Here is a 14,540-nt window from a genome sequence, read left to right on the forward strand (position 1 = left end):
CAGGTAAACCAAAAAATGCTCAACTAGCGTGTAACCTTATTGATTGAGCGATGGCAGGCTCACTTTTTTATTAATAGTCAGATTTATTTTGGCGCATCGCTTTGGTGGCACCGCGTTGTTTTTTGGTTTCAATGCGTCGCGTTTGGCTGCCTTTTGTTGCTCTAGTCGGGATACGTTTTTTTTGAACAATACCAACACCTTTTACCAGCTCAATAAATTGTTCCAGTGCCGTTTGACGGTTAAAGTCTTGGCTGCGTGATTGTTGACATTTTATAATGACTTTGCCGCTTTTAGTAATGCGATGATCGGCTTTTTCAAGCAGCTTTTGTTGATAAAATTCGGGTAACGATGATGAAGCAATATCAAAGCTGAGTTGAGCGGCGGTCGACACTTTATTGATATGTTGGCCACCCGCACCACTTGAGCGGACAAAGTGCCATTCAATTTCGTTGTCTTGCAATATGACTCGTTGAGTAATTTGTATCATTGGGTTGTGATAGCCCCCTTCATTGACTGTCGATAAACCTATCGTTGTGCTTAAATGTCGCTAAGGCATGAGTGTTGATGTTGGGTGATGTAGGTCTATTCTACCGCAGACGCGGAAAATTTTCAGAGTTGTCTTATGGTGATATCTGTGTTGATGTTTCAATGACCCGTTAGCCTTTAACCGCGGGGGCGTTAACCCTTGGTCTTTAACTATGGGCTTTGAACTAAAAAGCCTGACTGGCCTCTGAGTTATTACATATTTAATGAAATGATTAGAATAGTTTTGCTATCATAAGCGCCATTGTCGCTTTACACGATAACATCACCGTATAAAGTCTGTTCTATGGCCTGATTATAAGGCTGGAGTTGCCGTTATGTTATGTCAAATCCCCGATATTACCAAGGGTGTCATTAGTTTATTTGTCAGCGGCCGTTTATCGGCTCAAGATTACCGTAGCCGTTTACAGCCCGCCATTAAGAGTTATCGTAAAGACTGGGATCAAGTGTGTCTTTACATTGAAGCGGATGTGTTGTTGGAAGGCTGGGAATTTGCTTCATTAACCGGCAGTGGTGAAGTACAGTTACCTGCGTTTGATGCCTTAGTGTTTGTGGGCGGCCCTGATTGGGTCGGTAATGCTGTTAGGTTAATGGGGCCGTTTATGCAAGGTGAAGTCGCCTGGTTTCCATTAGAACGTAAACAAGATGCGGTTACTTGGATCACCAAACGATCGCAATGTTAGTATTGATGTTATTACTTTAGAACAGGATAGCTTATGTCATTATCAAAATTATTTGCCGTATCAAGTGCGTTATTGTTAACCCTTAGTTTAACGGCATGTGCACCAGAAGTCGGTAGCGAAGCATGGTGTAAGCAGATGAAAGAAAAACAAAGTGGTGATTGGACTGCCAATGAAGCAGCCGATTATGCTAAACACTGCGTCTTTAAATAATTTAGTTTAGGAGTAGGTGGTTGAGTCATACTGTTTTGCCTTTTATGGCTAACATAGCCAAATTACTAATTGCTATTGTGTTACTGCAATTTGTGGGCGCCAATATGGGTGCGCATCAACTGCATGTGGGCAACAGCAACGAAGAGCAAAATAATCATTCACATCTGCAATTTACTACCGAAGTGATTACCCTTGCTGAATGTGTAGACTGTGCTTGTGCGCTAGACGGTTCACGTATTCATTCAGCTAATGATGATCATCAGCATGCTAATAACATCACCGAGATTGAGCAAGTTGATATCTGCTTAGATTGTCAGTGTCATGGTGGCCATGTGGCACTGGTGACGCTTGGTGATAATGTTATCCGTGAACATTTTCATGATGCTTATGGCAATGTTAGCTTGCACTATATGGCGCCAGCGCCTTTCCCTGCTTATCGTCCTCCTACCGTTTAATCCTTTTAAACACTTTTTTACTGTTTAGAACCCCCTCTTGATCCGCTCACATTGCGCCAATGAGTGCTGCTTTTGCATTCTATTATGACGTTATGTGAAGCTTTTTATGGCGGTGGCTAAACTTATTACCGTTGATGTCATATGTGGCTATCGACGGTCTAGATTGTTTTAGGATTAACCATGAACACCAAATTAGTACCGCCTCTGTCTTTGCTGGCAGCATTAAATGCCAAATCTCTTGTGAATAGTGCCGTGAGTCGTGTCGTGAGTAATACAGATACTCATGCTCAGTTAACAAGCCTGTTAAATCCCCTATTAAATGCTCGTAGCAATGCTCGTAGAAATAACCAAAGTAACTTAACTGTTTCTCGAGGATTATTGTTCGGCTCAGCATTATTCGGTTCATTATTAATGTTATCTAGTTTGCCTGCTCAGGCAAGTAGTCAGCCAGCCGAAACTGACCACCAACAGTCGTTACTAAGCTTAAATACTGAGCAGCGCCAATTAGCGGGGATAGAGGTGTCACAATTGAGTCTGCAAGCTTTTAATTTACAGGCTGTCGCTACCGCGCAATTAATTGTTGATAAAGATAAAACCATTACCATTGCACCGCAATTAGATATGCAGGTACTTAAGCGTCATGTGGTGCCTGGAGAGCAGGTGACAAAAGGCCAACCTTTGTTAACCATAGGCGGAGCGGAGATTGCTGCCGCCCAAGCGAACTACATTAATGCGGCGACGGAATGGGACCGAATAAAGCGCATGAGTCCTGGCACCATCAGTGCTAGCCAACGCATGCAAATCGAAGTGAATGCTGAGTTAAAACGGGCCATTTTAGAATCAATCATGATGACCCCAGCGCAAATTGCTGCGTTAGCCAAATCGCCGAGTTCGATTGGCCAGTTTCAGTTATTAGCTTCCATTAATGGCCGGGTACAACAAGATGTCGCAACCTTAGGCCAAGTGCTAATAGCGGGTACGCCTTTGATGCAACTGACCGATGAATCGTATTTATGGGTAGAGGCTGAGGTTACGCCTATGCAAGCGGATCAAGTCAATATGGGCAGCAATGTGTTGGTTCATGTCGGCAGTCGTACTCGTAATGGGGTCATTATTGGCCGCTCTCATGAAATTAATCCGCAAACCCGCACAGAACAAGTATTGGTGAGGATGGCTAATCCAGGCCATGAATTACATGCAGGTGAGTTTGCCGAATTATACCTAGCAGACGATCAGCAGGCGAAGTCTGCTGGTTTTATTGTGCCTGATGCGGCCTTAACTCGCGGTGGTGATGGCGACTGGCAAGTGTTTGTTGAGCAAGATGGTGGTGGATTTAGCGCAGTAGAGGTCACTGTGGTTGAACGCCAACGTGGGTTGAGCTTTATTCGCGGTTTAGCTCCCCAAACACGAGTGGTTATTTCTGGGGCTTTTTTCTTAGCCTCAGAGCAAGCCAAAGCTGGTTTTGACATCCATAACCACTAAGCGCTAGGACATCATCATGTTATATAAATTAATTGAGATTGCCGTTGAAAAGCGGTTATTGGTTTTACTTGGCTTACTCGCGACAGTGGTGGCTTCAATATTAATGCTGCCAAAGCTAAACTTAGATGCGTTTCCAGATGTGACTAACGTGCAGGTGAGCATCAACACAGAAGCCGAGGGCTTGGCGGCTGAAGAGGTTGAGAAGCTGATCAGTTATCCGGTTGAATCAGCCATGTACGCCTTGCCGGCTGTGACTGAAGTGCGTTCATTATCGCGCACGGGTTTGTCGTTGGTGACCGTAGTGTTTGCCGAAGGTACCGACATTTACTTTGCTCGCCAGCAAGTATTTGAACAACTACAAGCGGCAAAAGAGTCTATTCCCGCAGGTGTTGGTACGCCTGAAATTGGCCCGAATACCTCTGGTTTAGGGCAAATTTATCAATACATTTTGCGCGCCGATCCCGAAACCAATATCAGTGCTTCTGAACTGCGTAGCTTAAATGACTACTTGGTGAAGTTGATATTAATGCCGGTGAGCGGCGTGACTGAGGTGTTGTCATTTGGCGGCGAAGTGTTGCAGTACCAAGTGCAAGTCGACCCCAATAAACTGCGCAGTTATGGCTTGTCGATGACCCAGGTTAGCCAAGCACTGGAAAGTAATAACCGCAATGCGGGCGGCTGGTTTATGGACCAAGGCCAAGAACAATTAGTGGTCCGTGGTTACGGTTTATTGCCAGCAGGTGACGCTGGTTTGCAAGCCATTGCCGACATTCCGTTAACCGAAATCAATGGCACGCCAATCCGCGTGGCCGATATTGCTAACGTGGCATTTGGTAGCGAAATAAGAGTGGGCGCGGTGACCATGTCTCGTAGGCAGGCATCTGCTGATAATGACTCATCATCCGATGTACAAGCATTGGGTGAGGTCGTTGCTGGCGTGGTACTTAAACGCATGGGCGCTAATACAAAAGCCACCATTGATGACATCAATTCACGAGTGAGTTTAATTGAACAATCCTTGCCAAAAGGCGTGTCATTTGAAGTGTTTTACGACCAAGCGGAGTTAGTTGAAAAAGCCGTGACCACGGTCATTGATGCGTTATTAATGGCATTTGGTTTTATTGTAATTATTCTGGCGCTATTTTTGGTCAATATACGGGCGACATTGTTGGTATTGTTGTCGATCCCGGTGTCGATCGGTTTGGCGTTATTGATCATGTCTTACTATGGTATGTCGGCTAATTTAATGTCGTTGGGTGGTCTTGCTGTTGCGATTGGTATGTTGGTTGATGGCTCGGTGGTGATGGTTGAAAACATCTTTAAGCATGTCAGCGGGCAATCTGTGGCAAGTCAGCAGCAAGATGCCAACGCTAGCGATACGAGTGAGCCCAGCAGCATTGCGATTAGGATCATGCTGGCGGCAAAAGAAGTTTGCAACCCGATCTTTTTTGCCACGGCGATTATTATCGTGGTGTTTATGCCGTTATTTGCCCTTGAAGGCGTAGAAGGTAAGTTATTTCAGCCAATGGCGATCAGTATTATTTTAGCCATGATGGCGGCATTGGTGGTGGCGTTATTTGCGGTACCTGCATTAGCGGTATTCCTATTCAAACGCGGTATTGTGGTACGTCAAAGCAAAGTGTTAGCGCCCATTGATGCGGTTTATCGACGTATTCTTACGCTGGCGTTATCAAGCCCAAAATGGGTGATGATAGCCGCGGTGTGTTTGTTTGGGTTAAGCATGTTATTGCTGCCCAAGTTAGGTACTGAATTTGTGCCGGAACTCGAAGAAGGCACCATCAATTTGCGAGTCACTCTTGCGCCCACGGCAAGCTTGGCTACTTCTATCAGCATTGCGCCTAAAATTGAAGCCATGTTGCTGGAGTTTCCTGAGGTGGAATATGCCTTAAGCCGAATTGGCGCGCCAGAGCTTGGCGGCGATCCTGAACCTGTGAGTAATATTGAAATCTATATAGGTCTTAAACCGATAGAACAATGGACGTCGGCAAGTTCGCGTTATGAACTACAACGCTTGATGGAGCAACGTTTAGCAATATTCCCAGGACTATTGCTGACTTTCTCACAGCCCATTGCCACCCGTGTCGATGAACTGTTATCAGGGGTTAAGGCGCAGTTAGCGATTAAGATATTTGGTCCAGATCTGACGATATTGTCTGAAAAAGGTCAGCGGTTGACGGACTTAGTCGCTGCCATCCCCGGGGCGGTTGATGTGTCGTTAGAGCAAGTCAGCGGTGAGGCGCAATTAGTGGTTCGGCCTAAGCGCGAGGTGCTTGCCCGTTATGGCATCAGCGTCGATGAAGTGATGAGTTTAGTCACCCAAGGTATTGGGGGTGCCAGTGCAGGCCAAGTGATTGATGGTAACGCCCGTTATGACATCAACCTGCGATTAGCGAAGCAGTATCGCAATGCCCCAGATGCGATTGAAGACTTGTTACTCAGTGGTGCTAATGGCGCGATTGTGAGGCTGGGGGATCTCGCCGATGTGGTGACAGAAATGGCGCCGCCGAATATTCGCCGTGATGACGTGCAACGCCGAGTCGTGGTGCAAGCTAACGTGGCGGGGCGCGATATGGGTTCGGTCGTCAGCGATATTTATGCCATAGTGCCGCAAGCTGAATTGCCCCCTGGATATACCGTGGTGGTGGGCGGTCAGTATGAAAATCAACAACGGGCACAACAAAAGCTCATGTTGGTGGTGCCAATTTCTATCGCACTGATTGCGTTATTGCTGTATTTCTCGTTTGGTTCAATTAAACAAGTTACCTTGATTATGGCTAATGTGCCGTTGGCATTAATTGGCGGCGTGGTGGCCTTGTATGCCACTGGCACTTATTTGTCAGTACCCAGTTCAATCGGCTTTATTACCTTATTTGGCGTTGCTGTGCTCAATGGTGTGGTGCTGGTGGACTCGATTAATCAGCGCAGACAATCAATGGATGAAAGCCTATATAACAGTGTGTATGAAGGCACTGTTGGGCGATTACGTCCGGTGTTAATGACCGCGTTAACCTCTGCATTAGGATTAATTCCAATCTTGATATCGTCCGGCGTGGGCAGTGAAATCCAACAACCATTAGCGATAGTGATCATCGGCGGCTTATTTAGCTCAACAGCCTTGACCTTACTGGTGTTGCCAACGGTGTATCAATGGTTGTATCGAGACAAGGTTTTAGTTAACCCGAGTTGAAGCTAACGAAATAAAACCTCATTAGCTTAATAAATCCACAAGCCTAATCATCTGATTAGGCTTTTTTAAACCTTAAACCTTAAACTTTAGGCAGTTTAGGCGGTTTAGGCGGTTTAGGCGGTTTAGGTGGTTTAGGCTTTAAGTTGAGCTTGAGTTTATTGGCTAACGGCTCGATAGCTGCACCTTGAACTATGACCGAAATCAGTACAATGAAAAATACCATGTGGATCATTTCACGTGATCCCTCAACGCCGGCAGCGGCTGGAATAAGCGCAAACACGATTGGGGTGGCGCCTTTGAGGCCGATCATCGACACAAACAAGCGCTTGCGCCAATTAACTTGTTTAAAAGGCAGGTAACACAACTGTACTGCTAAAGGGCGTGCCACTAAAATCAACAAGATTGCGGGCAATAAAGACACCATCAACACAGGCAATAATTTTTGTGGGAATATCTGTAAGCCTAAAATGATAAACATCAACGATTGTGCTAACCAAGATATGCCATTGAAGAAATGTTTACTGACTTCAGCGCCTTTCTTCAAATAGTTGCCTATTATTACCCCTGCAATATACACAGCAATCAGTTCATTACCGCCCAAGATTTCGGTACTCGATACTGTGATGGCAAAGGTTGCCAAAATAAATACCGGAATAAGCCCAAATTCTGGCAACTTGATGCGATTAAGTGCCCAAACGGCCATCTTACCCATTATTAGTCCTACTACCACCCCAACACCAATTTGCTGAACTAGGCTAGAGAGTATTGACAATGCAGTGGGTGCACCGTTGGCACTATTGATAATATAGTCGGTTAACATGACAACCATCAGTAGGGCGACGGGGTCATTGGTAGCAGATTCGAATTCTAAAATAGTGCCAGTGCCATATTTTAATTTAAGCTTTTTGGATTCTAAAATAGAAAATACTGCCGCAGCATCAGTCGATGACACTACCGCTGCAAAGAGCATGCAAGTGATGAGGTTAAAATCGAGTAACGCATTCAAGATAAAGCCAAAAATAACCGTTGTAAAGATCACTCCAGCGGTGGATAACATGCCGCCTTCTTTCCAAGAAAATTGAATGTGTTTCATTGGGGTATTCAGCCCACCCACAAACACTATGGTGTTTAACGCTAGGGTACCGATAAGCGAGGTAAGCTTCAGGTCGTCGTATACAAAACCAAATTCACCATTACCAAAAGCAAGGCCTACGCCCATGAAAATGAGTAGCGAGGGTAAGCCTAATGTTTTAGAAGGATGATGGAGCAAAATGCCAATAGCAATAAGAATGGAGATCCCTAAAATAATAATATCAGATGGCATATAGGCACTCCTTGGCTAGTTTAAATTGCACTAAATGGCTATTTTAGCATTAAATTAGCCTAAACTCGTTTTATGAGTATTTATTAATATTAATTCATATCCTATCAGTGAGTTGCAATAAAGACCATGCATTATTGACTTGTGGAAATAGAGATATAAACAGGATGAGTCTATTTGTTTTAGCTTTAATCATAATGGATAGATCGTTTACCCGCGCAATAATAGCAGTCTAATAACATTTTTATTACATTTTAAACTGCTAATATCAGCTCATAAAAGTACATAGTGGAAACATTATGGCCATATTCATTAGTGTTTGGGGCGTTATTACCTGTGGTGTTGGGCTGTTTATGCTGCTTAAGCCCCAAGGTTTTGCTGATGCTATTGTTCTATTTAGTCGCCAAGATTATTTTCATTATGTCGAAATCATTTCTCGGTTAGTGATTGGCGCAGCATTGTTACTCGATGCGCGTAATACCTTATATCCGTTAGTGTTTGAAGTAATAGCTAAGATTTTGTTTGTAGTCGCTATTATTTTAGTTTTTATGACTGAAAAACACCATAAGACATTTGCGTTATGGGCTGTAAAACATTGCCTTAGTTGGTTTAGACCAGCAGGATTTTGCGCCTTAATATTGGGTCTTTGGACGTTATACGTCAGTATCGATTAAAGACTCAGCTTTGTTGTATAGGCAGTGAAACCGTTATTTTGGCTAATTTGTTAAAATTTTATGTCAACCTAAACTCCCCCTAAGCCGCAGCACCATTGGACTTGCATATTTCTGTAATGTTAATGAAATGTGAGTGTCATGTTTACGCAGTCTTTTTGTCATTTTTGCAGGTTAGTTTGTAATCCAACCAACTTACTCACACGCTTACATCCGTCTTCGGAGATGACAATGGAACTGAAAAACATTTTTAAACTTACTGCACTTGCTACCGCCCTTGCTGCAACATTAGGGCTTGCTGGTTGTGGTGGTGATATTAATATCAATGCGGGTAGCGATACCGTTACCCCTATTACGCCAACAACTCCAACAACGCCAACTCAGACAGATCAAGAAAAATCATACAGTGGCTTTGCAACTAAAAGCACCACAATGACAGCCGTTGATGGTAAAGAAGTTTGGGTATTAAAAGGTACGTTAGCCCCTTCAACAGCAGCATCAACCATTACCACCGGTGGCCAAGATGGCGACAAAATAGTGTTAGGTAATGATGTTGTATGGCAGCTTGATGGCGCGGTGATTGCCGGTGGCGATAATGCCAATGCAGTTGAGTTATCGATATTACCTGGCACCAAAATCTTAGGTGGCAGCGATTCTTATTTAGTGATTAGCCGTGGTTCAACAATTATGGCTGACGGTACTGCAGCTGCGCCAATCGTATTTACGTCTGTTGAGACGGCTTTAGGCCAAGAAGGTAAAGCGGGTCAGTGGGGGGGGTTAGTGTTATTGGGTAATGCGCCAGTAAACACCTGCCCAGATTTAACCAATTGTTCAGCGTCTTTTGAAGTGGGTAACCACAGCTATGGCGGTAATGACACCGAAGACAATTCAGGTTCAATCAAGTATGTACGCGTTGAGTTTGGTGGTTTCAAAATCAATGACACCCAAGAAATGAACGGTATTAGTTTTGCCGGTGTGGGTGCGGGTACTGAAATTGACCACGTACAAGTTCACATGAATAACGATGACGGTTTTGAATTCTGGGGCGGTAATGTTTCAGTAACAAATATCGTACTAACAGAAAACTTTGATGACTCGTTAGATTGGACTAACGGTTGGCAAGGTAGCGCGCAGCACGTTTATATCCGTCAAGCTGACAATGCTTCTAACCGTGGTATTGAAGCCGACAGTAACAGTGACGCAAGTGCTGTACCTATGTCAAAACCAGTGCTCGCTAACTTCACTATCCAAGTGGCTAACGGCACTAACAGTGGCGGTGACGATGCGGAAGGTATTTTGTTCCGTAAAGGCACTGGGGTGAATACTTATAACATTTTGGTTAAAGGTGACGTTGATTCTGGCGAATGTTTAGAGGTTAACGACGACAATACCGTTAACAACGCCAATACTGCACAATTGACCATGCAAAACAGCTTAATTGACTGTGTTGAACCGTTTAAAAATGCTAAGGCAGATGCTGCTGAAGGCCGTACTTTAGCGCTAGATGTTGAAGCCTGGTACACAGGGCAAGACGATAACTTGGTTGCCGCAGCTGATTTAACCGATTACATGCCTAATTCATCATCTGTTGCCTTAACGGGTGGTAAAGCTGATTTGGCTAACCTTGATGCGCGTTTAGTTAATGCTAACTATATTGGCGCGTTTGATGGCTCTAATGATTGGACGACAGGCTGGACTACAGCCATTCATGACGATGTGACGCCAACGCCAACAGCATTACCAGTATTAACTTCTTGTCCAGTAGGCACAACAGCTTCAGCAGCGGCAACAGGTTTATATAAAGATGCATCAATTACCTTAATTTGTACCCTTGAAGGCAATGTAGTGAGCAATACAACGCTGCTTGCTGGCCAAAACGTAATGTACAAAATTGATGGTGGTGCGGTAGTCGTCGGTGGTGATAACACTGCGCCTGCAACATTGGCTATTCAAGCGGGTACTAAGTTATTCGCGACATCTAACAGCTTTATCGCGGTGAGTCGTGGTTCAAAAATTATGGCTCAAGGCAGTGCGACTCACCCCATTGAAATGACTTCTGAAGAAGATGTGATTGCGGGTGCAAGTGGCGAACGTGGTCAGTGGGGGGGATTGGTTATTCTAGGTAATGGCTTAACCAATACCTGTCCTGATCATAATGCCTGTTCAGCGTCATTTGAAGTCGGTGACTTCCCATACGGTGGTAACAACAACGCTGACAACAGCGGTCAAATCAGCTACGTAGTGATTAAGTATGCTGGCTTTAAAGTGAATGATACTCAAGAAATGAACGGTATCTCATTTGCAGCAGTGGGCAGCGGAACTCAAGTAGACCATATTCAAATTCACGCTAACGGCGACGACGGTGTTGAGTTTTGGGGTGGTGCGGTTAACTTGAAATATGTGTACTTAACTGACAACTTCGATGACAGCTTAGATTGGACTAACGGTTGGACAGGTAAAGCGCAGTTTGTGTATATCACTCACGAAGACGGTAATGCTAACCGTGGTATCGAAGGTGATAGCCATAAAGGTGCTAATGATACCCCAGTGTCTGCGCCTAAATTAGCTAACTTCACTATTTTACCGGGTACAGATATTGCTAACGCAAGTGGCGATAAAGGTGAAGGTATCTTACTACGTGTGGCTACTGCTGGTGAGTTATACAACGTGTTAGTTCAAGGTCGTAAAGGCAGCACTGCTGAAACTGAGTCTGGCGAATGTTTAGAGTTAGATGGCTCTTACGCTGGTTTAGTCGACAACGTAAACAGCAAAACGCTGACGATGTCCCATTCAATTATCGACTGTAACGAGCCCTTTAAGTACAGCTCTGATAATGCCGCAACAGCAGACGCTGTCAATGTTGAAACCTGGTTCATGGGCCAAGAAGGTAACTCAACAGCTGCAGTGACTCTCACCGACGGTATGCCAGCAGCTACAGATATAACGCTACTTGGCAAAGGTAAAGACTTAAGCACAGATGATAGCTTCTTCGAATCAACCAACTTTATTGGTGCATTCGATGGCCAGAATGACTGGCGTCAAGGTTGGGCTTACTTTCCACAGTAATCACCTCGATAACATTAATCTGTGACCTATTAATAGCCGCCCGCAAGGGCGGTTATCTCTGAACCGCATACAGGATAGTTAAGTATGAAAACCAAGCCGAGTTTTACCGTTAATAAGTTAAGTCTTGCCATTATCTCTGTGATTTCTGCGGCGGCACTATTAACAGCTACCCCCGTATACTCGCAAGAACCAGCGCCTGCGCGCGATCCTGGTGAAGTGATCCCAATTGAACCGATAGAAGTGATTTCAGTTACTGGGCGTTTACGCAGCTCTGCATCAGAAGCAACTGAAGAACGTCGTGAACAAATTGCTGTAGCTGATATTATGGGCTCAGAACAAATTTCAAGAACCGGTGACGGTGATGCAGCCGCAGCGCTTCGTCGTGTGACAGGTTTAACCTTAAAAGATGGCAAATTCATTTATGTTCGTGGTTTAGGTGAGCGTTATTCAAGTACCTCACTGAATGGCGCGACAGTGCCGTCACCGGATCCAACCCGTAACGTGGTGCCTTTAGATATGTTTCCTGCATCGATCATTGAATCGTTATCGGTGCAAAAGTCAGCCTCTGCCAATTCTCCAGCCGCATTTGGTGGTGGACATGTGGATATTCGGACTAAATCTATTCCAGCAGATTTCTTTTTTAAAGCCTCTGTGGGCGGTCGTTATAACACCAATGATTCAGATGACAGCTTCACCTATAATGGTGGTGGCGATGATTGGACCGGCCAAGATGATGGCACTCGCAGCATGCCAAGCAACATTAATAACACCATTAATCAATATGGTGGAATTAGCCCAATTGATATCGTGAGCAATTCTAATGGCGCTATAAGTTACCCCGCAGCACAACAAGTTAACCGCGAATTGGCACTAGACATGTATCGCGATATGACGGTACAAAGTCAAAGTACTGATCCTGCAATGCGCGGTGATATCGCCATTGGTGATCGTTGGGACATTACTGACGACATCATCTTTGGTGCATTATCAGCGGTGTCGTACAAGCAGCAAGCCGAAAACTACACTAAACGCGAAGTTGAACTGGATGGTGATAGCAGCCAAGTACAAGTTGAAAACCAAAAAGACATCGTCGGCACCGACTCGATTGTGCAAGTGTCTGGCATGCTGAATTTAGGCTTAGAAATTGGTTATAACCATAAAATTGAAACCTTCACCACTTATCTGCAAGACACCTCTGATGATGTGTCTATAGGGCTTGAAGAAACCATCGATACTCTGGGTGAGCCTAATGCATTGCAAGTTTATGCTATTGATTACGAGGAACGTTCGTTAATCAGTAACCAAATAAAAGGTCATCATTTTATTGAGCTGTTAAATGATGCTGAAGTGAACTGGAAGTTTTCTGATGCCCGCTCAGAGCGCTATGCTCCTAATGAAGTGTCGTACACCTATAATGTGATTTTAGATGAAAACAACCAGTTATTGTCACGTAACCTCAACACTCAAGATGCGCCAAAGTATGTCTACAGCCGCTTAGAAGATGACAGCCAAAACTATGCCTGGGACTTTACTTACCCAATCAATTTAGACGGCGCATTGGTTAAACTGACAACCGGTTATGAATACTTTGAGCGTACCCGTGAAAGCTATGCCACCCGTTTAGGTTTTGATGTCGATTTAAGTCCAACTGATGCTAACGGTGGCATTTTAGCGAGTGACTTTAATGATATTTTTTCGGATAAAAACATTACCGACAATACCTTAGGGCTAGAGCTGAAAGACGCATCGACCGACACTGAAGACTACATTGCTGCAGAGAAAAACGATGCCGCCTTTGTGAGCATGGACATCGACTTTGATGATGTTTGGCGCGTATATGCCGGTATTCGCTACGAAGATTTTCGCCGCGTGACTTTACCTATCGACCCTGATGGTGAAATTTCAGATGAAGGCGGCCGTTACGACTTGGCTGATTATGTGATTGCTGAAGATGGTTGGTTCCCGTCGTTGTCATTAACCTGGAAACAAACCGATACTACCCAATGGCGTTTAGGCGCGAGCAAAACCATAGTACGACCAGATCTGCGTGAAGTGTCGCCCGTTCGATTCCAAGATCCCGTTACCGGTTTTGATTTCTTCGGTAATCCAGAACTTAAAAGCTCCGACATTCTTAACCTCGACTTACGTTGGGAATACTACTCAGATTCGGGCAATAATTTCAGTATGGGCGCATTCTATAAGGATGTAGACGCACCGATTGAACCTATTCAACGTATTTCAGAAGCGGGGCGTCAGCTTAAATTTTATAACGCCGAGTCGGGTTATGTGTACGGTCTTGAAACCGAGTTTTTGCAAGAGCTTGAGTTTTTGGGTAGCGATGGCAGTATTTGGGAGGACTTCTTTGTCGCAGGTAACTTAACCCTAGGCGACTCAGAAATCGATATCGCTGCTAACGGCGAAATCGACCCAACCAATAAAACGCGCCGCATGACCGGACATTCACAATGGGTGGCTAACTTACAGTTAAGTTACGACTCGCCAGACAGTTATCACAGTGCCACATTAGTGTATAACGTGTTTGGTGAACGCATTGCCTATGGTGGCCGAGGTGGTTTAGATGACGTATTTGAAAAGCCATTTCATAGCCTTGATTTTACCTATAGTTTCTTCCCGACCGATAGCGTTACCGTAAAAGTAAAAGCGAAGAATATCTTAGGTGAAACAACGGAATACGAGCAGCAAGATATTCAAGTGTATGCCAAAGACCCTGGCACAGAATACACCTTGCAGCTTAGCTATGAGTATTAATACGTTTAATGGTCATGTGTAATTATTACGCTCAATAGTCACGTTTAAAAGAGTACTGGTTTTTAGCGGTTTTTACTCATCATTTCAATCGCTAAAAACGTGCACGGCCACTTTCTTCGGAACAAAGAAAGT

10 protein-coding genes are annotated in these 14,540 nt (G+C 44.5%); 8 read left to right on the top strand and 2 right to left on the bottom strand.

All coding sequences use genetic code 11. From position 1 onward, the window contains the following. Positions 1 to 70: 70 nt before the first annotated feature. Positions 71 to 487, bottom strand: coding sequence for an alternative ribosome rescue aminoacyl-tRNA hydrolase ArfB (gene arfB, locus CXF80_RS16125; protein WP_101033951.1), 417 nt, complete (start codon positions 485 to 487; stop codon positions 71 to 73). 373 nt (positions 488 to 860) lie between these two features. Here arfB and CXF80_RS16130 point away from each other — a divergent pair, with 373 nt between their 5' ends. The 5 genes from CXF80_RS16130 to CXF80_RS16150 all read left to right on the top strand — a co-directional run bounded on the left by CXF80_RS16130 (position 861) and on the right by CXF80_RS16150 (position 6,581). Continuing rightward, positions 861 to 1,226: an STAS/SEC14 domain-containing protein gene (locus CXF80_RS16130; RefSeq protein ID WP_101033952.1), complete on the top strand. Its 366-nt coding sequence runs from the start codon at positions 861 to 863 to the stop codon at positions 1,224 to 1,226. Between the two features lie 33 nt (positions 1,227 to 1,259). Continuing rightward, positions 1,260 to 1,436, top strand: a complete 177-nt coding sequence (locus CXF80_RS16135; RefSeq protein ID WP_082707351.1) for a DUF3012 domain-containing protein — start codon at positions 1,260 to 1,262, stop codon at positions 1,434 to 1,436. A 44-nt stretch (positions 1,437 to 1,480) separates the two neighbouring features. After that, complete coding sequence (locus CXF80_RS16140) at positions 1,481 to 1,891, top strand: hypothetical protein (protein WP_101033953.1); 411 nt, start codon at positions 1,481 to 1,483, stop codon at positions 1,889 to 1,891. Between the two features lie 180 nt (positions 1,892 to 2,071). Continuing rightward, the gene (locus tag CXF80_RS16145; RefSeq protein ID WP_101033954.1) at positions 2,072 to 3,373 is read left to right on the top strand and encodes an efflux RND transporter periplasmic adaptor subunit; all 1,302 of its coding nucleotides are present in this window, start codon (positions 2,072 to 2,074) and stop codon (positions 3,371 to 3,373) included. Between the two features lie 16 nt (positions 3,374 to 3,389). Next, on the top strand, positions 3,390 to 6,581 hold the full coding sequence (locus CXF80_RS16150; RefSeq protein ID WP_101033955.1) for an efflux RND transporter permease subunit: 3,192 nt from the start codon (positions 3,390 to 3,392) through the stop codon (positions 6,579 to 6,581). A gap of 79 nt (positions 6,582 to 6,660) precedes the next feature. Here CXF80_RS16150 and CXF80_RS16155 read toward each other — a convergent pair whose 3' ends face one another. Beyond that, the gene (locus CXF80_RS16155; RefSeq protein ID WP_101033956.1) at positions 6,661 to 7,905 is read right to left on the bottom strand and encodes a potassium/proton antiporter; all 1,245 of its coding nucleotides are present in this window, start codon (positions 7,903 to 7,905) and stop codon (positions 6,661 to 6,663) included. Between the two features lie 296 nt (positions 7,906 to 8,201). On the opposite strand from CXF80_RS16155, the gene CXF80_RS16160 reads away from it, so the two are divergent. The 3 genes from CXF80_RS16160 (at position 8,202) to CXF80_RS16170 (ending at position 14,408) form a co-directional block, all read left to right on the top strand. Beyond that, positions 8,202 to 8,576: a hypothetical protein gene (locus tag CXF80_RS16160; protein WP_101033957.1), complete on the top strand. Its 375-nt coding sequence runs from the start codon at positions 8,202 to 8,204 to the stop codon at positions 8,574 to 8,576. A 228-nt stretch (positions 8,577 to 8,804) separates the two neighbouring features. Beyond that, on the top strand, positions 8,805 to 11,639 hold the full coding sequence (locus tag CXF80_RS16165) for a hypothetical protein (RefSeq protein WP_101033958.1): 2,835 nt from the start codon (positions 8,805 to 8,807) through the stop codon (positions 11,637 to 11,639). Positions 11,640 to 11,723: 84 nt separating this feature from the next. Continuing rightward, entirely contained in the window at positions 11,724 to 14,408 is a 2,685-nt protein-coding gene (locus CXF80_RS16170) for a TonB-dependent receptor domain-containing protein (protein ID WP_101033959.1), read from the top strand. Positions 14,409 to 14,540 lie beyond the last annotated feature (132 nt).

This window comes from Shewanella sp. Actino-trap-3, assembly GCF_002836275.1.
GTDB lineage: Bacteria > Pseudomonadota > Gammaproteobacteria > Enterobacterales > Shewanellaceae > Shewanella > Shewanella psychromarinicola.

Coding starts and splice junctions, on each gene's coding strand:
- arfB (WP_101033951.1), bottom strand. CDS start 487: ATGATACAAATTACTCAACGAGTCATATTGCAAGACAACGAAATTGAA.
- CXF80_RS16130 (WP_101033952.1), top strand. CDS start 861: ATGTTATGTCAAATCCCCGATATTACCAAGGGTGTCATTAGTTTATTT.
- CXF80_RS16135 (WP_082707351.1), top strand. CDS start 1,260: ATGTCATTATCAAAATTATTTGCCGTATCAAGTGCGTTATTGTTAACC.
- CXF80_RS16140 (WP_101033953.1), top strand. CDS start 1,481: ATGGCTAACATAGCCAAATTACTAATTGCTATTGTGTTACTGCAATTT.
- CXF80_RS16145 (WP_101033954.1), top strand. CDS start 2,072: ATGAACACCAAATTAGTACCGCCTCTGTCTTTGCTGGCAGCATTAAAT.
- CXF80_RS16150 (WP_101033955.1), top strand. CDS start 3,390: ATGTTATATAAATTAATTGAGATTGCCGTTGAAAAGCGGTTATTGGTT.
- CXF80_RS16155 (WP_101033956.1), bottom strand. CDS start 7,905: ATGCCATCTGATATTATTATTTTAGGGATCTCCATTCTTATTGCTATT.
- CXF80_RS16160 (WP_101033957.1), top strand. CDS start 8,202: ATGGCCATATTCATTAGTGTTTGGGGCGTTATTACCTGTGGTGTTGGG.
- CXF80_RS16165 (WP_101033958.1), top strand. CDS start 8,805: ATGGAACTGAAAAACATTTTTAAACTTACTGCACTTGCTACCGCCCTT.
- CXF80_RS16170 (WP_101033959.1), top strand. CDS start 11,724: ATGAAAACCAAGCCGAGTTTTACCGTTAATAAGTTAAGTCTTGCCATT.